We start from the raw sequence: 22,902 nt of genomic DNA on the forward strand, positions 1-22,902 counted from the left end.
CCCTGTATCGGCTCCTGATGGCCGCTGATCGAGGAATGTAACCAATATAGGTCCATACACAACCCCGTGTTTTGCCTCTGTATCGGGTCAACGGCTTTGGGATTGTTTCGCGAAGACGGTTTTGAACGTACCAATATGGCCCCTGGATTTAGTCTGGTTGCCGAGCACGCGGTCCTTGGCTACGCTACCACGAAGGACGCGGCGTGGCTCGCTTTGAGCTGCCGGTCGGAGGGGGAATACATGGCGTTTTCCGATGAAATCGGACGCTTTCGCAAGGGAAATCCATCGCCGCTATACCTCCAGTTGCAGGAACTGATCCGCAACGCGATCGGCGAGAAGCTGTTGGTACAAGGCAATGCGATCCCGGCCGAGCGCGATCTCGCGATCGAGTACGACGTTTCGCGGATCACCGTGCGCAAAGCGATCGGCGGACTGGTCGAGGAGGGGCTTCTCACGCGCAGGCGCGGCGCGGGGACGTTCGTTGCCGGGCGCGTCGAGAAGAGTTTCTCGAAGCTGTCGTCGTTCAGCGAGGACATGGCGGCACGCGGGCGCACGTCGAGCAGCAGCTGGATCTCGCGCTCGGCGGGGCAGGTGAACCCGGAGGAAGCGATGGCGTTGGGATTGTCGCCGGGGGCGGCTGTGTTCCGCTTCAATCGCATCCGCTATGCCGACGAAGAGGCGATGGCGCTCGAATTTTCGACCATCGCGGGATATTGCCTGCCATCGGTCGAGGTCGTCGACGACTCGCTCTATGCCGCGCTCGAGAGCGCCGGGAGCCGCCCAGTGCGCGCGCTGCAACGCCTGCGCGCGGTGCCGTTCGGGGGCGAGCATGCGCGAATGCTGGGCGTCGACGCGGGCCATGCCGGGCTGCTGATCGAGCGCCGCGGCTTCCTGCGCGATGGCCGGGCCGCAGAGTTCACGCGCTCCTATTACCGCGGCGATGCGTACGACTTCGTCGCCGAACTCGCCGATATCTGACCTTTACCGAGAGCATTCGATGAACCGACGTGAGCTTCTTGTTGGCACGGCGGGCGCCGGTGCTTCTATGGTCGTGGGGCCGATCGAGGCCGGGTTCGCGGCTAGCGTCAAGGCCCAGGGTTCGGCCGGTGCGCTGCCGATGCCGCAGCCGACGCGGACCTTGCCGTCGCGCGCACTGGTGCAGGATCCGTCGCGGACGCTGATCGAGCGCGGGTGGCTGTTCCACGAGGGCGACGTGATCGCGCCCGCACCCGACGGCCACAACGCGACGTACCTGAGCGTGAAGGCGGGCAACGCACTCGGTGCGGCAGCGATGGCGTATGACGATTCCGACTGGCAGTCGGTTCGGTTGCCGCACGACTGGGCGTCCGCGCAGCCGTTCGTGAAGACCGCCAACATCTCGCAAGGCTATCGCGCGCGGGGGATCGGCTGGTACCGGCGGACGCTACGGCTCGATCCAGCGGACCGCGGCAAGACGATCGGGCTGCAGTTCGACGGAATCGCGACCAACGCGACGGTCTGGGTCAATGGCAGCGTCGTCGCGCACAACTGGTCGGCGTATAACAGCGTCGAGATCGACCTGACGCCGTTCGCGCGGTTCGGCGACGACCTCAACGTGATCGCGGTGCGCGTCGATGCGCAGGCGATGGAGGGCTGGTGGTACGAAGGCGCGGGGATCTATCGCCATGCGTGGCTGATCCGCCGTGCGCCGGTGGCGATCGTGACGGACGGCGTGCACTGCGATCCGAGGCGCGCCGCGAATGGCGCGTGGAGCGTGCCGGTCGAAGTGAAGCTCGGCAGCATCGATCGCGCGGCGGTCGGCGTGACGGTGGACGTCGCGCTGCTCGATCCCGACGGCAAGCGCGTGGCGGTGGCGCAGGCGGCTGCGACGGTCCTGCCGTTAGAGCGCGCGACTGCGGTATTGACGCTGGCCGTGCCTGCACCGCGCATCTGGTCGATCGAGGCGCCCACGCTCTATACCGTCGTGACGCACGTCCTGCGCGACGGAGCGATCGTCGACGAGCGGCGGATACCGGTCGGCTTCCGCACGATCCGGTTCGATGCGGACCGCGGCTTCCTGCTCAACGACAAATCGGTGAAGCTGAAGGGCGTATGCCTGCACCAGGATCACGCCGGGGTCGGTACCGCGATCCCCGATGCGCTGCTGCGCTGGCGGCTGGAGCGGCTGAAGGCGATGGGCTGCAACGCGATCCGCTGTTCGCACAATGCGCCGGCCGCCGAACTGCTCGACCTGTGCGACGAGATGGGCTTCGTCGTGATGGACGAGAACCGCCAGTTCAATCCCGCGCCCGATTACATGGCGCAGCTCGAATGGATGGTTCGCCGCGATCGCAACCACCCGAGCGTCATCCTGTGGTCGGTGTTCAACGAGGAGCCGATGCAGGGCACCGAGGCGGGCGTCGAGATGCTCCGGCGAATGGCGCACGCGGCGCATGCGCTCGACGACAGCCGGCCGGTGACGGGCGCGATGAACGGCGCGTTCTTCGATCCGATCAACGTGTCGAGCATTTTCGACGTCGTTGGCTTCAACTATTACCAGGGCGACTACGACCGGTTCCACCAGCTCAACCCGACCAAGCCGATGACGAGTTCGGAGGATACCAGCGCCTACGAGACGCGCGGCGCATTCGCGAGCGATCCGGCCGCGCATGTCCAGTCGTCCTACGACGTCGAGGCGGCGAGCTGGGGCGATACGCACCGTGCGACGTGGAAGAAGATCGCCGACCGCCCGTTCGTCGCGGGCGGGTTCGTGTGGACCGGGTTCGATTATCACGGCGAGCCGACGCCGCACGAATGGCCGACGATCTCCAGTTTCTTCGGCATCCTAGACCTGTGTGGGTTTCCGAAGACTGCGTTCGATATTCATCGTGCGCATTGGGTCGACGACACGCCGGTCGTCAGTTTGACGCCGCACTGGACGTGGCCGGGACGTGAAGGCCAGCCGGTCGTCGTGCTGGTCATGAGCAATGCCGAGCGCGTCGAGTTGCGGTTGAACGGGCGGAAGGTCGGCGAGCAGGCTGTCGACCGGATCATGGGCAACGAGTTCAGCGTGCCCTATGCGCCGGGACGGATCGAGGTTGTCGCGATGCGCGGCGGCAAGATCGTCGCTACCGCCGCGCATGAGACCGTCGGCAAGCCGGTCGCGTTGCGGCTGACGCCGGCGCGGACCGTGATGGCGGGCGACGACGAGGATACGCAGCCGGTGACGATCGACGCGATCGATGCCGCCGGGCGTCACGTGCCGACCGCGAACCTGCCGACGCAGTTCTCGGTCGACGGCGCGGCGATCATTGGCATCGGTAATGGCGATCCGAACAGCCACGAGCCCGAGAAGGGCAATGCGCGGTCGTTGTTCAACGGGCTCGCACAGGTCATCGTACAGGCGGGGACAGGCCGAGGGCGGATCGTGATGACCGCGACCGCGCCGGGATTGAAGCCGGCGCGGCTGGTGATCGACCGGGCAGCGATCGTACCGCGCGCGCAGATGGCCGCGACCTATGGCGGGCAGGCGATCCGGGAATGGCGTCGTTCGCCGGCGTTCGCTGCGCGGCCCGATCCTGCGCTGGCGCCGATCGATGGCGACAATAACAGCTGGGCATTCGTGCGGAGTGGCACGCCGGTCCAGGCTGCGGCGGAGGGCCGTTGGCGACTCTACCGGGCTAGCGTGACGCCGTGGCGGCGGATCGGTGCGGAGGGCGGCATGATCCGTTTCGCGTCGATCGCGGGGAAGGCCGAGCTGTGGGTGGATGGCCGGCGGCTTGCGTCGAAGACCGGGGTGGAAGCTGGGCCGCTGGAGGCGGCGTTGCCGGCGGGCGGCGGCGTGCGCCAGATCGTGCTGGTGGTGGAAGCCGCCGCGGATGGCGTTTCGGGTGTTGTCGGTCCGGTGTCGCTGGAACCGCTAGCGCGCTGACGCTGCTCAATCCTCCCCCGCCAGGGGGAGGTGTCGCCGAAGGTGACGGAGGGGGAGGACACGAAACAGGCGTTTCTCTTACCGCCCCCTCCGTCTGGCAAGCGCCAGCCACCTCCCCCTGGCGGGGGAGGATCAGTGGTCTAGCGGGCCAGCGTCGTCAGAACGGCGTCAGTCGCGAGCAGATGCACCTGACCGGGTGCCGGCCGCGCGATCGCGCGAACGCCGAGTTTCGCCAGCCCTGCATCATCCGCTATTCCGGCGTCATTCAGCTCGACGCGCAAACGACCTATATGGCGGCTGGCATTGCGGATGTTCGCCGCACCGCCGAGCGCGCTCTCGGTTGCGGACGACAGGCTGATCATATCCTCCGCGACAGTCGCGGCAGGCTTGGTTGCCACATCGCCACCCAACGCCAGAGCATCTCGGATTTCCATCGAGACGACGTCTGCGATCGGCCCGAGCACGACCTGGAGCGCGGAGTTCGATGGGCGCAGGATACCGCGTGCCCCGAGCGCCTTTAGCGCGGCATCGTCGACCGCGGACTGGTCCACCACGATCAACCGCAACCGCGTCGTGCACGCGCTCACCGTGGTCAGGTTCGCCCCGCCGCCGAGCGCCTGCGCGAACGCCGCACCGCGCCCGCCTGCCGTGGGGGCCGTTACCGCGGCGACGGTCTCGGCTTCGCGCCCCGGTGTCGCGAGGTCGAACTTGCGGATGAAGAAGCGGAACAGCCCGTAATACAGCACGAAATACACCGCGCCGACCGGCAGCAGGACGAGCGGTCGCGTCGCCTTGCCGAAGTTCAGCACGTAATCGAGCAGCCCCGCCGAGAAGCCGAAGCCCATCTTGACGCCGAGCAGGTCCATCAACGCCATCGACAGGCCGGTCAGCACCGCGTGCACCGCGTACAGCACGGGCGCGAGGAACATGAAGCTGAACTCGATCGGTTCGGTGACGCCGGTCAGCGCCGAGGTGAGCGCGAGACTGAGCAGCATGCCGCCGACCGCTTTCCGGCGCTCGGGCTTCGCGGAATGGTACATGGCAAGGCACGCGGCGGGCAGGCCGAACATCATCACCGGGAAGAAGCCGGCCATGAAGATTCCTGCCGACGGATCACCTGCGAAGAAGCGGCGCAGATCGCCCGAGGTGCCGTGGTAATCGCCGGCGACGAACCAGACGATGTTGTTGAGCAGATGGTGCAGCCCGGTGACGAGCAGCAGGCGGTTGAGCAGCCCGAACACGAACACGCCGACCGCACCGCTGCCGGTGATCGCGACGCTCAACTGGTCGACGCCCTGGCTCAGCAGCGAGAAGCCGAAGCCGAACACCGCCGCGAGGACGAGACCGGCCACGCCGCTGACGATCGGCACGAACCGGCGTCCGCCGAAGAAAGCGAGATATTCGGGCAGCTTGATCGTCGAATAGCGATTGTAGAGCGTCCCCCCTGCGAGCCCCGACAGGATGCCGATCGGCACGTCGAGCCGTGCCATCGCCTTGGCCTTCCACGCTGCGATCGCGAGGTCGGCAGAGACACCTGTCAGCCCTGCCGACACATCGGGTGCGACCGTGATCAGGACTTTGCCCGCCTCAGTCGCGACCAGGAAGCAGACGACGCCGGCGAGACACGCGGCGCCGTTGCCGTCGCGCGCGAACCCGGTGGCGACGCCGATCGCGAAGAGAAGGCCGAGATGCGAGAAGATCGCGTCGCCCGCCGCGCTGATGAAGGCGATGTCGAGCAGGTCGGGCTGGCCGAGGCGGAGCAGCAGGCCGGCGATCGGCAGCACCGCGATCGGCAGCATCAGCGCGCGGCCGAGCGGCTGGAGGGCTTCGAGGATCGATTTCATGCGGTGAACTCCCGGGCGAGCGAGCGGACGTCGGCGGCGGACCCGCATTGCAGCGCGGCGGCGGCATGCGCGCGGCACGCCTCCATCGTCAGCGTCGCGACCAGCGCCTTGATCTCGGGCACCAGCGCGGGTGCGGACGAGAGTTCGGTGACGCCGAGCCCGATCAGGATGGGGACGGCGAGCGGGTCGGACGCGAGCCCGCCGCACACGCCGGTCCAGCGGCCATGCACCGCGCCGCCCTTGCAGGTCTGCGCGATCAGCCGGAGGACGGCGGGGTGCAGCCCGTCGATTCCGCTCGCGACGGCGGCGTTGCCGCGGTCCATCGCCAGCGTATATTGGGTGAGGTCGTTGGTCCCGACCGACAGGAAATCGGCCTCTGCGGCGATCAGGTCGGCGGTGACGGCGGCGGCGGGAGTCTCGATCATCACGCCTACGGGCACGCGGTCGACGATGCCGATCTCTGCGGCGACGCGGTCGACCACCGCGCGGACGGCGCGGAGTTCGTCGAGGCTGGCGATCATCGGCACCATGATCCGGCATTGCCCGGCGGGCTTTACCGACAGGATCGCGCGGACCTGATCCTCCAGGATCTGCGGGTGCGCGAGGCCGACGCGGATGCCGCGCAGGCCGAGCGCGGGGTTCTCTTCCGGCGCCATCGGCAGATACGGCGCGGGCTTGTCGCCGCCGATGTCGAGCAGGCGGACGATCAGCGGGCGGCCGTCGAGCGCGTCGGCGATCGCCTGGTAATCGGCGGTCTGTTCGGCGACCGTCGGCGCGGCATCGCGTTCGAGGAACAGGAATTCGGTGCGCAACAGGCCCGAGCCTTCCGCGCCGTTCTCGACCGCGAGATGCGCGTCGCCGAGCGCGCCGAGGTTGGCGAAAGCCTCGATCCGGGTACCGTCGGCCATGCGGCAGGGTTCGCCGGCGCGCGCAAGCGCTTCGGTGCGGCGGACCTGCGTCTGGACGATCCGGACTTGCGTGGCGACGAGCGTGTCGGCGTCGGGATCGATCCGCAACAGGCCTTCGTTGGCGTCGAGGATCACGGGCGTGTCGTCGGTGACGGTGTTCAACGGCGCGCCGATCGCGACCAGCGCGGGGAGGCCCATCGTCGCGGCGAGGATCGCGACGTGCGAGGTCGGACCGCCGCGCTCGACACAGAAGCCGACGATATTCGCGCGGTCGAGCGACAGGACGTGCGACGGCAGCAGGTCGTCCGCGAGCAGGATCGTATCGGGCGGGAACGACAGCGGCGTGGTCTCGACGCCGGCGATCAGCGCGAGCAACTGGCGTTTGAGATCGAGCATGTCGTCGGCGCGCTCGGCAAGCCGCGGGTCGGTGCTGGTGCGCAACGCGTCGGCCTGCGGACGGATCGCGGCGCGCCAGGCATGACCGGCGCTCTCGCCGCGCGCGATGCCGCCGCGCGTCGTCTCGTGGAGCATCGGGTCGTCGAGCATCGCCGCATGCGCCTCGACGATCGCGCGTTCGGGACCGGCTGCGGTGCGGGCGCGGTCCGCGAACCGGGTCGACAGCGTCGTGACGGCCGCATCGAAGCGTGCCTCCTCGACGGCGATGCCTTCGCCCTGTTCGGGGACGACGATGTCGGCGGGACGGAACCAGCGGGCGCGGCCGATTGCCAGGCCGGGTGCCGCGGTGACGCCGGTCAGCGCGCCGTCGACTGCGGGGCGGGCTGGCGAGGCGGCGATGGCGGGTGCGCGGACGGGGGCTTCGGCCGGCTCGTCCATGCCGCTCTCGATCAGGTCGCAGATCGCGGCAAGCGCGGCCGCGGCGTCTCCACCTGCCGCAGTCACGATGATCGTCTCGTTGTGGCGGATCGCCAGGGCGAGCAGGGCGATCGGGCTGCGGACGTTGGCGGTCCTGTCGCCGGATGCGAGCGTCACGTCGGCGTCGAAGCGCTTGGCGGTCGCGGCAAGGCGCGCGGCGGGGCGGGCGTGGATACCGTGGGGGAGGGGCACGACGACGGTGCGTGTGTGCGTCGCGCCGTCCTGGCTCGTCTCGCGGCGTGCGACTGCATCGCTGGGTTCGAGCGTCATCAGCGGATCGCCGACCGCGACCAGTTCGCTGGAGACGGCGTGGACGATCCTGAACCGGTCGGGGTTCACGATGACGATCGGCGTGACGACCGCGCGAGCCTCGCGCACGAGCAGATCGAGGTCGAAGCGGATCAGCGGTGCACCGCGCTCGACCGTATCGCCGACCGCGACGCACGGGCTGAACCCGCGTCCGCCGAGCGCGACCGTGTCGAGACCGATGTGGATCAGGATCTCCGCACCCTCGGGCGTGGCGATCGTGATCGCGTGACCGCTCGGCAACAGCGTCAGCACGGTGCCGGCGCAAGGAGCATAGAGGCAGTCGCCGGTAGGATCGATCGCGACGCCGTCACCCAGCATCCGCTCCGAGAACACCGCGTCGGGCACCTCGTCGATCGGCGTTGCCCAGCCCTGCATCGGCGCGGTCAGGAGGATGGAGGCCATGGGTGCGTTCTCGATACCAAAGGGGAGGGGCGCAAAAGCAGGGTGGAGGCGGTCAGGCCGCGCTCTCCCCGCCGATCCATGTGCCGACCGGATGCAGGTCGCGGGTGAGCACGACCCAGTCGGCGGTGCGGCCGACCTGCAACGTGCCGCGCTCCTGCGACAGCCGCAGGAACGCCGCCGGATAGGTCGCTGCCATCGCTGCTGCGATCTCGGGCGCGACGCCGAGCCGGTCGACGGTGTTGCGGACCGCGCCCGCCATGTCGAGATCGGAGCCCGCCAGCGTGCCGTCGGCGCCGACGCAGCGGCCATTCTCGACATGGATTTCGCGGCCTTGCAGCACGAACGACTTCTCGGCCGCGCCGACGCACGGCATCGCGTCGGATACCAGCATGAACCGGTCGTGCGGCCGTGCGCGCAACGCGATCCGCAGCACCGCGTCGTCGACATGGAAGCCGTCGACGATGATCCCGCAATATACCGTCTGGTCGTCGAGCACCGCGCCGACCACGCCCGGGGCGCGGTGAACCAGCGGCGACATCGCGTTGAACAGATGCGTCACGCCGGTGATCCCGGCGGCGATCCCGGCGCTCGCGGTGACGTGATCCGCGTCGCTATGGCCGATGCTGATGAGCACGCCGGCGGCGGTCAGCGTTGCGATCTGTGCCTCGGTAACGCGCTCGGGGGCGAGCGTCACCATGACCCGGCCGAGACGGGGGCGTGTCAGCAGCGTGAGTAGCTCGTCGTCGAGATCCTGGAAGCGCGTCGGGTCGTGGATGCCCTTGCGCGCCGGGCTGATCACGGGGCCCTCGATATGGATGCCGAGCACGCCGGGGACACCCGCAAGGATCGCCGCGTCGACCGCGTCGAGCGCGCGCGCGATCACGTCGGGCGTGTCGCTGATCAGCGTCGGTAGGAACGCGGTGGTCCCGAACGGGCGGTGCGCCGCGCCGATCGCGGCGATGCCCTCGACCGTGGGCGTGTCGTTGAACAGCACGCCGCCGCCGCCGTTGACCTGCGTATCGACGAAGCCCGGCATTAGCCAGCCGCCGTCGAGGTCGATCGCGTGATCCACGGCCTGATCGGACGTCGCGTCGCCGATCTGCGTAATCCGACCGTCCTGGACGACGATCGTCGCTTCGTGAAGGACGTCGGTCGAGGCCGCGATATGGCCGTTGGAGAAACGGTAGGTCGTCATAGTGTGCGCGTCACTTTGCTCAGATGCGAGGGTGCGTCGGGGTTGAAGCCACGCGCGAGCGAGAGCGCGTTGACCATGCGGTAGAAGCTCTGGATCATCAGGATCGGCTCGATCGCCGGATGTGCCGCGAGCGCGGGCAGGACCGTGTCGTCATGACTACCATCCAGCGCGGCGTCGGCAAGCAGGACGCGCGCGCCACGGTTCGCGAACTCGCGTGCGGCCTCGCGGACACCGTCGCCGGCGACATCCGAGGTGGCCAGCGCGAGCAGCGGAAAGCCGTCGTCGACGAGTTGCATCGGCCCGTGGCGAACCTCGGCCGAGCTGAACGATTCGGCGTGCAGCGCGCAGGTTTCCTTCATCTTCAACGCGGCTTCGTTGGCGATGCCGAAGCCGATCCCGCGCGCGATCACGAACAGGTTGGTCGCGGTGCGCAGCGGCTCGACCGCAGCCGACCAGTCGAGTGTCCAGGCGCGCGCGAGGTCGGCGGGCAGCGCGGCGACCGCGTCACGCAGCATGTCGTCATCGGCCCATTCGGCGGTCAGCGCGGCCAGCGCGGCCAGCGAACAGATATAGGACTTGGTCGCGGCAACCGATTTTTCCGGGCCGGCATGCAGCGGTATCAGGGTATCGGCGGCCTCTGCGAGCGGCGAGGTCTCGTCGTTGACCAGCGCTACGACGTGCGCGCCGGCGGCCTTCTGCGCGGCGACCGTCGCGAGCAGATCGGGGCTGCGGCCGCTTTGCGAGACGGCGATGCACAAGGTGTTCCGCGCGCCGAGCGGCGCGTCATACAGCGACACGACCGAGGGGGCCGCGGCGGCCACGGGTATGCCCGTCTTCGTCCAGATCAGGTATTTGCCATAGACCGCCGCATGATCGGACGATCCGCGCGCGCAGGTCACGACGACCGCGGGCGGCGCGGCGCGCAGTCGGGCGCCGAGCGCTGCGAAAGCCGCCGCGTTCGCAGACAGCATCCGCTGTACGGCATCGCTGGACTCCGCGGCCTCGCGAAACATCAGTGTTGCGTCTTCGGCGATGGAAGAGGGGGCCGGAGAAGGGGAAGCAGTTTCATGCATGGCAGCGGCTCGCTTCGATTATCGTGCGGGTGTCGTGCGGGCAGGGAGCGAGCAGCCCCCCGACCAAGACCAGTTTGAGTAAGTTATGGATTGGTATTATTCAAGCGTCAGATGACCGGCCATCATGCGCGCCAGCCGGTCGACCGTATCTCGATCGGTCACGCTGCGTTCGGCGGCGGCAAAGCCAAACCGCAGTTCCGCCGGGTCCGTCGCGGTCTCCGACGCAACGCGGCACGACGCGTGGACCTCGTGCACGCCGGATTTGAGGATGGCGGGTAGCGTGGCGGGAGAGACTCCGCTGCCAGCCAGGATGACGATCCGCCCTGCCGCCCGTCGATGCAGGTCGCCCAACATCGCGACGCCGTCGACCGCCTTGGGAACGCCGCCCGATGTCAGGATCCGGTCGAAGCCGAGCGATACGGCGGCTTCGAGCGCGGCGGGCAGGTCCGCGCACAGATCGAACGCACGGTGCAGCGTCAGCGATAGCGGATAGCCGCGTGCCGTACCCAGCGCGCGAGCGTGCGCGATCCATGCGGCCAGCACCGGAAGGTCCAGCCGGTGCGTGGCATCGAGAGCGCCGATCACAATTCCCGCCAGCCCGGCCTCGGCGGCGGTGCGGATATCGTCCGCGATCATGGCCTGCTCGCGGCGGGAATAGACGAACCCACCCTCGCGCGGGCGTGCAAGCAGGTGGACCGGGAGGGCTGGGATGCCCGTTCTTCCCGCAGTTGCCGACACGGCCGCGCGGATCAGCGACGCGGGCGGGGTAAGGCCGCCGACCGCGAGCGCCGCGCAGAGTTCGATGCGGCCCGCACCCCCCGTGATTGCCGTATCGATGCCATGGAGATCTTCGACGCAGACCTCGAGCATCGGCGTCGCGCTGGGGAGAACGCCGTCCCCGCTTACGCCCACACCGCTCACGCCCGCGCCACTCACGCCTTGAACAGCGAGTTGGCTTTAAGCACCCTCGTCGTGCCGCGCGCGTCGGTGACGGCATAGGTAAAGCCGGGCAACAGGCAGAATGCGCCGACATTGCCCTTCGTATCGAGCGCGAGGAATCCGACCTGGACGCCGCGAATGGCGTCGCCGCGGAGGTGGGCGATATGGCGGACGACCTCTTCGCACGCCTGCTGCGGCGACGCGCCACCGCGCATCGACGCGACGACCCGCGCGGATCCTGCGACTCGCGTTACCTCCTCGCCGACTCCCGTCGATGTGGCGCCGCCGACGCCTGCCTCGACGTACAGGCCCGAACCGACCTGCGGCGAATCGCCGACACGGCCGCGCATCTTGAACGCCATGCCCGACGTCGTGCACGCGCCTGCCATGCGACCGTCCGCGGTGCGCGCGAGCAGGCCGATCGTGTCGTGATCGAGTGCGCCGCCGGGCGTGCGCGTGACGCGGTTCTCGCTATTGGCTTCGGGTTGGTATTTCGCGGTCTTCAGCCAGCCGCGCCACGCCTTCTCCGACTCGGGCGTGAGCAGCGATCGTTGCGGGAACCCTTGGTCGCGCGCGAACCGCGTCGCGCCCTCGCCGACGAGGAAGGTGTGCGGCGTTCGCTCCATCACCCGCCGCGCGACCGAGATCGCATGCACCGTGTTCTCCAGCGCCGCGACCGCGCCGACCCCGCCTGCGTCGTCCATGATGACGGCATCGAGCGTCACATGGCCATCGCGGTCCGGATACCCCGAATAGCCGACGCTATGATTGCTGGGGTCGGCTTCGGGGACCATCGCGCCGGCCTCGACCGCGTCGATCAGCGAGCCGCCCTTGGCCAGGCGGGCGAATGCCGCTGCGTTGGCGGCGGCGCCGAAATCCCATGTCGACAGGACGACCGCGCCAGAAGCCTCGGAGTCGGGCGCCGTTCCTGCACCCATCGTGTTCGCCGCCGCGCCCCGCGGCTTCACGAATGGTATCGTTCCCATGCTGCCCAAGCCTGCCAGCAACCATCTGCGCGTGTTCGCCATGTGATCCCCCATCGCATCCCGTCCAGCGTGATCCGCTATCCGGTTGAGATGCTCAGGCTATCGCAGGATAAGTCGCCCCGCCAGTCGTGACGCCGATTTGAAACATTTTATCGCAAATGTTCCATAAAGGTATTGTTTAGGCATTGACTGAAATCCCGATTTGACGAACCCTGTTAGCGCAACCCGACACAACGCCAGTGCGCGATCGGGCATTGAAAAGGGGTAGGTATGCACTTCGGCCATTCTGTTTCGCGGATCGCACTCGTCGGTTCTCTCGTCTTTTCGGCCTTACCCGCGCTGGCGCAGGACTTGTCCGCGACGGCGCAGGACGCACCCGCGACGACGCAGGATGCACCGGCCGTGACGCCCGCGCAGGCAGCCGCGACGACCCCCGCCGACGCCAAGGTCCAGGCCGATGCGACGACCGCGACCGCAGCCGCCGATCAGACCAGCCGGGATGCCCAGTCGAGCGATGCCCAGTCGAGCGGTGCGATCGTCGTGACCGGATCGCGCATCCAGCGGCCGAACACGACATCCGCAGCGCCGATCACCTCGGTCACGGCGCAGGACATCCGCGCACAGGCCGCGGTCAACGTCGAGGACGTGCTGAACCGCCTTCCGCAGATCGCGCCGGACAGTCAGCAGACCTATAACGACTCCGACGGTCGCCAGCGCATCAAGCTGCGCAGCCTCGGGTTCGAGCGTACGCTGGTGCTGATCGACGGCAAGCGCCTCGGCACGCAGAACGGCCAGGACGTCGGTATCATCCCGCCGTCGCTGCTCGAGCGGGTCGACGTGCTGACCGGCGGTGCCTCGTCGGTCTATGGTTCGGACGCCGTCGCCGGTGTCGTCAACTTCGTCCTGAAGAAGGATTTCGAAGGGCTTCAGATCGACGGCAACTACAATCTCTACAATCACAACAACAAGGACACGGTAGTGTCGTCGCTGGCACGCGCATCGGGCTTCAGCAGCCCGCGCGGCCTGACCAACGATGGTGGCCGGGTCGACGTCACGGTGACGGCGGGCAAGAAGCTGCTCGACGGCGCGCTGCGGATCAACGGGTTCGTCAACTACAAGCATACCGATCCGGTATTGTTGTCGGAGCGCTCGAACTCGGGCTGCTACCTGACGCAGACCACGCTGAACGCGCCACTGTCGTGTGGTCTGACGCCGAGCAGCTCGACGAGCGGCCTCATCACGCCGCAGAGCGGTGCGAACGCCAACGCGCAATACGTCAACAACCCCAACGGCACGCGGACGTTCGTTCCGTTCGGTCCGGGTGCGGGCAACGCCTCGAACTATTTCAGCAACTACGCGTATCAGCGTCCGTCGGAGCGCGTGAACGCCGGCGGCTTCGTCAGCCTCGACATCGCACCGGACGCCGAGCTGTACGCATCGGGCATCTGGTTCCGCGACAAGTCGTATAATAACTACCCAGCGATCGCGGGCGGCGGCGTCCAGGTGAACTGCGACAACCCGTTCCTGTCGGGGTCGCAGGCGACCGCGATCTGCGGCGCCGCGGCCGGTACGGCTACGACGGCGCCGATCGACCTTCGCTATCGTCTGGGCGAGGGCAATGATCAGCCCGACACCTATCTGAACACCGGCGTGCGCCTGACCGGCGGCCTTCGTGGCAAGGCCGGCGACGCGTGGACCTACGACGTCGGCGGCGTCTATGCCCGCAACCGTCAGGATTACACGCCGAGCTTCGTCAACGCGACCAACCTGCAGAACGCGATCAACGTCGGCGGCACGCGCGCCACACCGACCTGTGCCACGACCACGGATGCCGCCTGCGTCCCGTTCGACGCGTTCAGCGCCGGCAACACCAATCCGGCGCTCATCGACTATCTGTATGACCGGGGGACATCGGTCACCACGGGCACGCTGTACGACGTGCAGGCCAACGTCACTGGCGACCTCGGCAAATACGGCATCACTTCGCCGTTCGCGGAACAGGGCGTGGCGATCGCGCTGGGGACGGAATACCGCAAGGATACGCTCAAATCGACCGCCGACAGCGTGTATCGCGCTGGCCTCGGCGGCAACGACACGTACCTGAAGCAGGACGTTTGGGAGGCCAACGTCGAAGTGCAGGTGCCGCTCGTCCAGCACAAGCGGTTCGCCGATCTGCTGCAGGCCAACGGTGGCTACCGCGTCTCGAAGTACAGCAGCAATCCGAGCACGTTCAACACCTGGAAGATCGAGGGCATATACGCGCCGGTCAGCGACCTGACGTTCCGCGCCTCGTTCAACAAGGCGCAGCGCGCACCGACGGTGACCGAAATCCGCCAAGCGACGAACGTCGAGTTCGCCCGCGGCGGATCGGGCACGATCAACGATTTCTGCGCGCCGACCGTCACCAGCAACCCCAATGGCGGCGTGACATACGGCACGCCGATCGCCTCGCGCGACGTCTGCCGCGCGACCGGCCTGTCCGACGCACTTTATGGTAGCCCGACGCTGATCTGCCCGGGCGATGCGTCGACCGGTGCGACCGGATGTACGGTACGCTCGGGTGGCTTCACCGCCGATCCCGAAACCGCCTACACGCAGACCTATGGCCTGATCGTGAAGCCGCGGTTCGTGCGCGGGCTGGTCTTCTCGGTCGATCGCTACAAGATCAAGATCGACGATTCGCTCGGCTATAATGATTTCAGCTACTACACCGATGGCTGTCAGCGTTCGAACGGCGACGCGTTCTTCTGTCAGGGCATCGTCCGCAACCCGGGCACCGGTACGCTCTATTCGCCGGCCGGCACCAACCCTTCCACCGGCTTCATCCGCCAGGGCACGACCAACTTCTATAAGTCGATCGCGCGCGGTTATGATTTCCAGGCACAGTACACGCTCGACCTCGCCAGCGCGGGCAAGATCGACTGGAACTTCAATGGCTCGCTGACCACGTTTGCCGGTGGCCAGGACTCGCCGGTCCAGCCGACCCGCAACTGCGCCGGCTATTACGGCAATGGTTGCGGCCAGCTGATCCCGAAATGGTCGCATGGCCTGCGCGCGACTTATACGACGCTCGACCGCGGCTTCAGCGCCTCGTTCAACTGGCGCTATGTCGGATCGCTGACCAACGCGGACAATTCGGGTGATCCGGCGATCGGCGGCACCGATGCGCGCGCGCGGACCAGCTACTTCCGCGTCTCGCCCAAGAGCTATTTCGACCTCGCGCTCAACTTCGCGATCGACAAGGCGTTTTCGCTGCGCCTGATCGCGAACAACCTGCTCGACAAGAGCGCCCCGATCGTTCCGGACTCGTACAACGTGGCCCTCGCGCGCACGAACACGATCCCGCAGCGTTACGACTCGCTGGGCCGCAGCCTGTCGGTCGGTGCGACCGTCAAGTTCTGATTGGATAGCGCATAAAGGCTCGCCGTTCGCGGCGGGCCTTTTCTTATGAAGGCCACTTACGCGGTAGCCAGGTGGGCGATCCGGGCCGGCGGCCGTACCTATTCCCGACTACACGGCAAAGCCGGCTTTGACTCGGGCGCGGGGTGGGTACTAGGAGTTTTCGCGCATCCGGTTGAATGGGTAGTCTGTATTCGCCGCTATATTCAGTTGAACCGGCGATCGATTGGCTACGGACAGGCGTATTCTTTGGAGGCCTGGCTCGATACCCCGTAATGCTGTGGGGTTGCCATTCCTGTCGGTCGTCAACCGGACTGCGCCGTCGTCGATGCGCGCAACTCTCGTGCCGTCCAGCGTCAGCGTGGCGCCTTGGCCGTTATAGTGGACCGTCGCGATCCGCCCGTCGTCGGTCCGGCGGCTCAGCGTCGTGCCCTTTGCCGCGGGATGTTTCGGGCGGATATTCCAGTGAATCGTGTCCGCGTCCTCGTGAAAACCGACCAGCCGCCAGGTATAATCGACCATCACCAGCGCGGCGGGGGAATAGCCGGGTGCGTCTTCCTGCGTGAAGCGGCCGGTCAGCGGATCGAGTTGCTGGCGCATCGACGCGTCGGCTTGGATCGCATCGCACCACGCGGTCATCATCGTCCCGAACTCGGCGGAGCGACCGTAATGATCGAACCACCGCCCCGCGCGCAGGGCGGTGAGGGCCTGTGATGCACCGCCCCAGCTGTTGGCGGGGATCGGCCGGACGAAGCTGGGGTCATCGAGCGCGATCGACGGTAGCGGGATGGGGCTCCAGAACGCCTTGGGGTTGCCGAGCTGCTGCTGCCAGATTCGGTCGAACATCGGCTGGTCGACGACATGCTCGCCGCATACCCGGCTGATGACGTCGCCGCGCACGCGGACGAACCGGTCCTGCGGATCGCGGTCGTAGAAGGCGGCGTCCGTCGCGTCGTACAGCCGCGACAGGATCAGGCGACGGATCGTCTCCGCGCGTTCGTCCCAGCGGGCTGCTTCGTCGGCGTGTCCCAGCGCGCGCGCCATCGCGGCCAGCGCGCGGCGCGCGCCGAATACGGTAGCCGACAGGTCCGGGCAAAGACGGGGCAACGACGCGATCGGGTGATGCGTGGCGGCGTCCTTGTTCGGGCATTGGTTCGGCATCCCGGCCCAGCGTGGGCTGTTGTCGTGGCCCGTGTCATAGGTGCAGAACCCCTCGATCAGGCCCGTGCCGCGCGTGTTGCGGTGACGGACGAGCCAATCGTCCCATGCCGAACAGGCGCGATAGGCTTGGGCGAGCAAGGCCTCGTCGCCGGTGGCGCGGGCGAGTTCCCAGGCGGTGGCGGCGATCGGCACGACCATCTGGATCTGGCCGAAGCTCGTTTCCGCGATCTTGTTGTTCGCCGGCAACTGGCCATTAGCGCGTTGCAGATCGAAGAACGTCGTGTGGCTGTTGCGCGCGACGTCGGGACGCCAGTGACGATAGACAAGTGCTTCGTGAGGCCCGCATTCCTGCCAGATGCCCTGATAGGTCGCGCCTTCGATCAGCACCGGGGCGCTGACATAGGGCATGGTCCGTACATTGGCGGCGAGCACCGCCAGCGCCTTGTCGTAGGCCGCCTGCCAGCGCGTGTTCGCGGTCTTGAAGACCGGTGTCTCGGTCGGCGTGGCGGAGTCGGCGGCGCGGGGCAGGGCGAGCGTCGCGGCGGCGGCGGTCGTCCCGGCGAGGAAGTGGCGGCGGTCCATCAGGATCTCCCGGCAGGAATGGGCGTATCGACCACCACGCGGTCGACGTCGACCGATCCATCCGGCCTGTCACGGGTGAACGTGAACAGCGCGGGGCGCGACCCCTTCCACCAGGAGAAGCGTGCGAGCGGTATCGGCGTTCCGATCGATACGAAGGTCTTGCCGTCGAGGCTGTAGCTGTAGGCGACGCGCTGATCCGCGGTGACGTCGGTGCGCAGGTCGATGCGGGTGCCGGTGAGCACGGGGCCGGCGGTCTCGACGCCTTCGCGTGCGAGCGTCACGCGCGTCTTGCCCGCGGCGCGGACGAGGCCGATCCAGCTCGGGCGAACGCCGAACAGTGACAGCCCGGCGCGTTGCCCGTCGACCATCCGGCGTGGATCGAGGCGCGCGGTGATCCGGCTCGATGGGCCTTGCAGGATCTGGATGAGCGTATTGCGGGCGGTGACGAGGTGTTCGGCGGGTAACGCGGTCAGGCGGAGGAAGCCGGGACGCGCGCGGAGGCTCCAGGCGCGGTCGTCGGGATTGTGGTTCCATTCCCATTGCGGACCCAGCGTACTGGTGGAGAAATCGTCGGAGGCTTGCAGCCGGTACGGCGCGGGACTGTTCCGCGTGTCCGGGACCGCGTGGCGATCGACCGGCTGGCCGGCGCTGGAGCCAGGTATCGGGGCGCCGATCAGCGGCCAGCCATCGACCCAGCGCAGCGGTTCGAGATAGCTGATCCGGCCGAACGCGCCGGTCGAATTGAAATGCACGAACCAGCCTTGCCCGGACGGTGTCTCGACCCAGCCGCCCTGATGCGGTCCTTCCAGCTTGGTCGTGCCCTGGCGCAGCACCACGCGCTGTTCGTAAGGGCCGCGAATATCGCGGGCGCGCAAGGCGACCTGCGCACCCTTCTCGACCCCGCCGAACGGCGCGAGGATGTAATACCAGCCGTCACGCTTGTAGAGTTTGGGGCCTTCGAGGATGGGGAGGTTGACCTTGTCCTCCACAATCGTCGTGCCGGCATCGAGGACGCGGGTGCCGTCCGCGCTCATCCGGTGGAGGATCAGCGGGCCTGCGCCGTGCCGCGAATGGACCAGCCAGGCAGTGCCGTCGTCGTCCCAGAACGGGCAGGGGTCCTCCAGCATCGGCTGGTCGATCACCTTGACGGGCGTGCTCCACGGGCCGTCTGCGCGCGTGGCGGAGGCCATGAAGATGCCCTCGTCGGGGGTTGCCCAGTAGACGTAGAAACGTCCGGCGTGATGGCGGATCGAGGGTGCCCAGACGCCGCCGGCATAGCGCGTGCCGCCGACCGGCTTCGAGATCGCGTCGGTCAGCGTGTGGGGGCCGGGCATGTCGTATTCGGGCGCGAACGGCAGGCGCGGCAGGACGTGACCGAGGATGCGCCAATGCACCAGATCGCGCGAATGCAGGATCGGTATCCCGGGCGAAAAGTGGAAGCTCGATGCGACGAGGTAATAGTCCTCGCCGACGCGGATGACGTCTGGATCGGAATAGTCCGCGAAGATCACCGGGTTGGTATAGGTCGCTGGTGCCGCGCCGATGGCAGGAACCGCGGCGAGCGCTAGAACGAGTGCGAGACGCGTCATGCGGCGAGCCTGTTGCCGTAGCCGATGATGACGGTCGCCAGCACCAGCAGCGCGACGCCGCCCCAGACGGTCGCGCGGACCCGTGGTGCCGCATCCCGCCACTCGCGAAACGCGAAGCCCCAGAGCGTGCCGAAGATGATGATCGAGGCCATGTGCAGCGTCCAGGACGAGAAGCCGAACCGCCCCATCTGGCTTTCGCCCATCGTGTAGAAGAAGAACTGGAAATACCAGGCGAGACCGGCAACCGCGCAGAGCAGGAAGTTGACGACGAGCGGCGTTCGGCCCCCATCGACGTCGGGAGCGACGTCGGTGCCGATGTCGCTGCCGGCGTTGCTGATCCGGCTCGCGCGTCCGACCCACTGGCCGGCGCTGCGATTGCGCGCGATCAGGATCGTGCACCAGATGCCGTTGGTAACGAGACCGCCGAACATGACAAGGCACAGCACCGGAAGCCCCGTCCAGAGCGCACCCGTGCCGGCGGCGCCCGACAGCAAGCGGACCGGTTCGCCCGCCGCCAGCCCGAACGCGAAGCAGGACGACATGATGCCGGAGAAGATCGCGACGCCGATCCCCTTGCGGAAGTCGAATTCGGCGACCGCGGCGCGCTTCGCCTCGACCGACAGCGCTGCATCCTTGCGCGCGCCCGCCAGCGCGACGACCACGATCCCCAGCAGGGTCACGCCGAGACCGAGCAGGACGATGAGTCCGCTGGTCGTGTCGAGCAGTTTCGCCGCGAAATCACCCTGGAACAGCGGTGGGATCAGCGTGCCGAAGACAGTGCACAGCCCCAGCACCACCGCCATGCCGAGCGAAAGCCCGAGATAGCGCATCGTCAAACCATAGGTTAGGCCGCCAAAACCCCAGAGCATGCCGAACACGATCGGCCAGACGATCGAGGGGCGGGGCGCCGCCGCCAGCACACCCAGCAGGTCCTCGGTCTGCAACGCGGCGAACAGCCAGGGCGCGATCAGCCACGAGACGATCCCGCCGGTCAGCCAATAGATCTCCCACGACCAGCGCTTCACGCCGCGATAGGGGACGTAGAAACTCGCCGACGCGAGCCCGCCAAGCCAATGGAAACCGACGCCGAGCAACGGGTTGGGAGTCATCGGACGTCTCCGTCGAAAGCGGGGGCGAGGTCGAGCCCGAGGCGGTAGAGGCGGTTCGCGTTGCCCGCGAACAGTGCGCGGCGTTCGTCTTCGGACAGGTCCGCTACCGAATCGTGGAGCATCGCCAGCGTATCGTCGAACGAAGCGAACAGCCGGTCGGTCGGGAAATCGCTCGCCATCATCGCGCGGTCCGTACCGAACAGGTCGATCGCGCGGCGGACGCGGTCGCGCGCGGCGCGTGCGTCCCAGGGACGGATCGCGAAACCGAGGCCGGACAGCTTGATTGCCACGTGCGGCAACCGGGCCAGCGCGCGCAGGCCGTCGCGCCAGTCGGTTTCGCTATCGACGCCCATGCCGGCATGATTGAGGAATACCCGGATGTCGGGGTGTCGTTCGATCATTTTGGCAAGCGTCGCGAACTGGCCGGGATAGGCTTGCAGGTCGAACGATAGGTCGTGATCGGCAAGGCATGCGAAGCCGTGTTTCCAGCGCTCGTCGGTCGTCATGTCTCGGGGCGTGTAGGTGCGGTTCGGATCGGGATGCCAGTTGACGATCTGGCGGACGCCGCGGACCGCGGGGCGGTCGGCCTGTGCGGCGAGTTGCGCGGCTATATCGGGTGCGTCGAGCGCAGCGAAGGCGACGATCGCGGTCGGCAGGGATTGCGCTGCAACGGCGGCCTGCACCCAGTCGGTCTCCGCAATCGCCTGAGACGGCGCGGCACCGGCCTCGACATGAACCGCGCCGACGACGTTCCAGCGCGCAGCCTCCTCCAGATAGTCCGCTGGGCCGTAATCGTGCGCGATCGCGGAGACGTTGCCGTTCGGGCCATCGTCCTTGAAAGGCGGCTTCAGCCACGCATAGTCCAGCCGACCCAGCTGCCAGAAATGGACATGGGCATCGACGAACGGGACGGGATCGATCACGGCCATGCCGCTATCCTCTCTGAAACAGGCAGCCCCGGTTTTTTACCGGTGACCGTAAGACGTGGGTCGTGGTCGGCGGAGCGTCAGAAGGTCGTGCGGCCCCCCGACGTGTCGAACGTGGACGCGGTGGTGAAGCTGCATTCGTCCGAGGCCATGAAACAGATCATCGCCGCGGATTCGTCGACTTCGCCAAGCCGCCCCATCGGGATCTTGCCGCGCATGTAATCGACCTGGCTCTGCGGCAGTTGCTCGAGGATCGGGCTTTCGAAGGTTGCCGGCGTGATCGCGTTGGCGACGATCCCGCCCGGGCCGCCCTTACCCGCGAGTTCCTTGCCGAGCGATTTGGTGAAGCCGATCACGGCCGCCTTCGACGCGGAATAGGCAGACGCGTTGGGGTTGCCTTCCTTGCCCGCGACCGATGCGACGTTGACGATCCGGCCATAGCCGTTCGCCAGCAGCAGCGGCACGACTGCCCGGTTGCAATAGAACAGCCCGTTGACGTTGATGTCGATCACGCGCTGCCAGCTGTCGATGGGATAGTCGTGCACGGGGGCGGTCGCGCCGGTTATGCCCGCCGCGCAGATCAGGATGTCGACCGAACCAAGGGCTGCATGCGTGGCCGCGGCCGCAGCCTCGACCGCCCCGGCATCGGCCACGTCGAGCGCCTCGACATGCGTTGCGTGTATTTCCGTACGCGCGGTCGCGAGCTTGTCCGCGTCGAGATCCCACAGCGCTACCCGGCCGCCCTCGGCGACGATCCGCGCCGCGACCGCCTTGCCCAGACCCGACGCGCCGCCTGTCACGATCGCCGTCCGACCGGCAAAGCGGCCCGCGTACAGTCTCATGCGGTCACCGCATCGCGTGGATGCTGCCACGCCACGACCGTCTGGGATTGCTCGCCGAGGCCATCGATCGCCAGATGCATCGTGTCACCGGCCTTCAGGAAGATCGATGTGGGCTTCTTGCCCTCGCCGACGCCGGGCGGGGTGCCGGTGATGAGCAGATCGCCGGGCTCCAGCGTGACGTATTCGCTGACGTACGAAATCAGTTCGTCGATCGCGAAGATCATCGTCTTGGTGTTGCCGGTCTGCATCCGCTCGCCATTGACGTCGAGCGCCATCGCCAGGTCTTGCGGATCGCCGATCTCGTCGGGTGTCACCAGCCAGGGGCCGGTCGGGCAGAAGGTGTCGTGCCCCTTGCCCTTGGACCATTGCGAGCCGCGCTGCTTCTGGTTGAAGCGCTCCGATACGTCGTTGACCAGAACGTAGCCGGCGACATGATCCATCGCATCGGCCTTTTCGACGTAACGGCAGGTCTTGCCGATCACGACGCCCAGTTCGACCTCCCAATCGCTATGCGTCGAGTCCTTCGGCAGCATCACCGGATCGTTCGGACCGGACAGGCTCGACAGCGGCTTCATGAACATCATCGGTTCGGTCGGGATCGGCAGGCCCGATTCGATCGCGTGATCGCGGTAGTTGAGGCCGATCGCGACGATCTTGCCGATCCCCGCAACAGGCACGCCGTAGCGCGGCGCGTTCTCGACCAGGGGCAGCGTGGCGGGGTCGATATCGGCAAGGCCGGCGATCGCGTCGACGGTAAGGTCGGGGATCACCGCGGACAGGTCGCGGATGCGGCCGTCTGCGTCGATCATTCCCGGTTTTTCGGCACCCTTCGGGCCGTGGCGGCAGAGCTTCATG

General features: G+C 67.4%; 15 protein-coding genes. 3 read left to right on the plus strand and 12 right to left on the minus strand.

Going from position 1 to position 22,902, the window contains the following annotated elements; genetic code table 11:
- Positions 1-240: 240 nt before the first annotated feature.
- Both IFR23_RS00190 and galA read left to right on the plus strand, forming a co-directional pair.
- A complete protein-coding gene (locus IFR23_RS00190) occupies positions 241-978 on the plus strand; it encodes a GntR family transcriptional regulator (RefSeq protein ID WP_192974245.1) in 738 nt (245 codons plus the stop codon).
- 19 nt (positions 979-997) lie between these two features.
- Positions 998-3,910, plus strand: a complete 2,913-nt coding sequence (gene galA, locus IFR23_RS00195; protein ID WP_192974246.1) for a beta-galactosidase GalA — start codon at positions 998-1,000, stop codon at positions 3,908-3,910.
- 140 nt (positions 3,911-4,050) lie between these two features.
- Here the strand turns inward: galA and nagE are convergent, their stop codons facing one another.
- The 6 genes from nagE to IFR23_RS00225 form a co-directional block, all read right to left on the minus strand.
- Complete coding sequence (gene nagE, locus IFR23_RS00200; RefSeq protein ID WP_192974247.1) at positions 4,051-5,754, minus strand: N-acetylglucosamine-specific PTS transporter subunit IIBC; 1,704 nt, start codon at positions 5,752-5,754, stop codon at positions 4,051-4,053.
- Entirely contained in the window at positions 5,751-8,246 is a 2,496-nt protein-coding gene (ptsP, locus tag IFR23_RS00205) for a phosphoenolpyruvate--protein phosphotransferase (RefSeq protein WP_197978221.1), read from the minus strand. The genes nagE and ptsP overlap by 4 nt, the downstream gene beginning before the upstream one ends.
- Positions 8,247-8,298: 52 nt before the next feature.
- The gene (gene nagA, locus IFR23_RS00210; RefSeq protein WP_192974248.1) at positions 8,299-9,441 is read right to left on the minus strand and encodes an N-acetylglucosamine-6-phosphate deacetylase; all 1,143 of its coding nucleotides are present in this window, start codon (positions 9,439-9,441) and stop codon (positions 8,299-8,301) included.
- The gene (locus tag IFR23_RS00215) at positions 9,438-10,454 is read right to left on the minus strand and encodes an SIS domain-containing protein (RefSeq protein WP_244655369.1); all 1,017 of its coding nucleotides are present in this window, start codon (positions 10,452-10,454) and stop codon (positions 9,438-9,440) included. Before IFR23_RS00215 ends, nagA begins: the two co-directional genes overlap by 4 nt.
- 156 nt (positions 10,455-10,610) lie before the next feature.
- Positions 10,611-11,384, minus strand: a complete 774-nt coding sequence (locus tag IFR23_RS00220) for a copper homeostasis protein CutC (protein ID WP_192974250.1) — start codon at positions 11,382-11,384, stop codon at positions 10,611-10,613.
- A 62-nt stretch (positions 11,385-11,446) separates the two neighbouring features.
- Positions 11,447-12,439 (minus strand): N(4)-(beta-N-acetylglucosaminyl)-L-asparaginase, encoded by a 993-nt coding sequence (locus IFR23_RS00225; RefSeq protein WP_197978222.1) that lies wholly within the window; start codon positions 12,437-12,439, stop codon positions 11,447-11,449.
- A 270-nt stretch (positions 12,440-12,709) separates the two neighbouring features.
- On the opposite strand from IFR23_RS00225, the gene IFR23_RS00230 reads away from it, so the two are divergent.
- Positions 12,710-15,841, plus strand: coding sequence for a TonB-dependent receptor domain-containing protein (locus IFR23_RS00230; RefSeq protein WP_244655370.1), 3,132 nt, complete (start codon positions 12,710-12,712; stop codon positions 15,839-15,841).
- Positions 15,842-15,991: 150 nt separating this feature from the next.
- Here IFR23_RS00230 and IFR23_RS00235 read toward each other — a convergent pair whose 3' ends face one another.
- The 6 genes from IFR23_RS00235 to IFR23_RS00260 form a co-directional block, all read right to left on the minus strand.
- Positions 15,992-17,581 (minus strand): MGH1-like glycoside hydrolase domain-containing protein, encoded by a 1,590-nt coding sequence (locus tag IFR23_RS00235; RefSeq protein ID WP_192974252.1) that lies wholly within the window; start codon positions 17,579-17,581, stop codon positions 15,992-15,994.
- Positions 17,581-19,170, minus strand: a complete 1,590-nt coding sequence (locus IFR23_RS00240; protein WP_192974253.1) for a glycoside hydrolase family 43 protein — start codon at positions 19,168-19,170, stop codon at positions 17,581-17,583. The genes IFR23_RS00235 and IFR23_RS00240 overlap by 1 nt, the downstream gene beginning before the upstream one ends.
- Positions 19,167-20,279 (minus strand): L-rhamnose/proton symporter RhaT, encoded by a 1,113-nt coding sequence (gene rhaT, locus IFR23_RS00245; RefSeq protein WP_192974254.1) that lies wholly within the window; start codon positions 20,277-20,279, stop codon positions 19,167-19,169. Before rhaT ends, IFR23_RS00240 begins: the two co-directional genes overlap by 4 nt.
- Entirely contained in the window at positions 20,276-21,208 is a 933-nt protein-coding gene (locus IFR23_RS00250) for an amidohydrolase family protein (protein ID WP_192974255.1), read from the minus strand. The genes rhaT and IFR23_RS00250 overlap by 4 nt, the downstream gene beginning before the upstream one ends.
- 77 nt (positions 21,209-21,285) lie before the next feature.
- Positions 21,286-22,047, minus strand: coding sequence for an SDR family NAD(P)-dependent oxidoreductase (locus IFR23_RS00255; RefSeq protein ID WP_192974256.1), 762 nt, complete (start codon positions 22,045-22,047; stop codon positions 21,286-21,288).
- Complete coding sequence (locus IFR23_RS00260) at positions 22,044-22,901, minus strand: fumarylacetoacetate hydrolase family protein (protein ID WP_192974257.1); 858 nt, start codon at positions 22,899-22,901, stop codon at positions 22,044-22,046. Before IFR23_RS00260 ends, IFR23_RS00255 begins: the two co-directional genes overlap by 4 nt.
- Between the last annotated feature and the right edge of the window lies 1 nt (position 22,902).

Source organism: Sphingomonas sp. CFBP 13603, assembly GCF_014892665.1.
Taxonomy (GTDB): domain Bacteria; phylum Pseudomonadota; class Alphaproteobacteria; order Sphingomonadales; family Sphingomonadaceae; genus Sphingomonas.

Bases quoted from the DNA above. Each gene is read 5' to 3' on its own strand.
- IFR23_RS00190 (WP_192974245.1), top strand. From the start codon at position 241: ATGGCGTTTTCCGATGAAATCGGACGCTTTCGCAAGGGAAATCCATCG.
- galA (WP_192974246.1), top strand. From the start codon at position 998: ATGAACCGACGTGAGCTTCTTGTTGGCACGGCGGGCGCCGGTGCTTCT.
- nagE (WP_192974247.1), bottom strand. From the start codon at position 5,754: ATGAAATCGATCCTCGAAGCCCTCCAGCCGCTCGGCCGCGCGCTGATG.
- ptsP (WP_197978221.1), bottom strand. From the start codon at position 8,246: ATGGCCTCCATCCTCCTGACCGCGCCGATGCAGGGCTGGGCAACGCCG.
- nagA (WP_192974248.1), bottom strand. From the start codon at position 9,441: ATGACGACCTACCGTTTCTCCAACGGCCATATCGCGGCCTCGACCGAC.
- IFR23_RS00215 (WP_244655369.1), bottom strand. From the start codon at position 10,454: ATGTTTCGCGAGGCCGCGGAGTCCAGCGATGCCGTACAGCGGATGCTG.
- IFR23_RS00220 (WP_192974250.1), bottom strand. From the start codon at position 11,384: ATGCTCGAGGTCTGCGTCGAAGATCTCCATGGCATCGATACGGCAATC.
- IFR23_RS00225 (WP_197978222.1), bottom strand. From the start codon at position 12,439: ATGGGAACGATACCATTCGTGAAGCCGCGGGGCGCGGCGGCGAACACG.
- IFR23_RS00230 (WP_244655370.1), top strand. From the start codon at position 12,710: ATGCACTTCGGCCATTCTGTTTCGCGGATCGCACTCGTCGGTTCTCTC.
- IFR23_RS00235 (WP_192974252.1), bottom strand. From the start codon at position 17,581: ATGGACCGCCGCCACTTCCTCGCCGGGACGACCGCCGCCGCCGCGACG.
- IFR23_RS00240 (WP_192974253.1), bottom strand. From the start codon at position 19,170: ATGACGCGTCTCGCACTCGTTCTAGCGCTCGCCGCGGTTCCTGCCATC.
- rhaT (WP_192974254.1), bottom strand. From the start codon at position 20,279: ATGACTCCCAACCCGTTGCTCGGCGTCGGTTTCCATTGGCTTGGCGGG.
- IFR23_RS00250 (WP_192974255.1), bottom strand. From the start codon at position 21,208: ATGGCCGTGATCGATCCCGTCCCGTTCGTCGATGCCCATGTCCATTTC.
- IFR23_RS00255 (WP_192974256.1), bottom strand. From the start codon at position 22,047: ATGAGACTGTACGCGGGCCGCTTTGCCGGTCGGACGGCGATCGTGACA.
- IFR23_RS00260 (WP_192974257.1), bottom strand. From the start codon at position 22,901: ATGAAGCTCTGCCGCCACGGCCCGAAGGGTGCCGAAAAACCGGGAATG.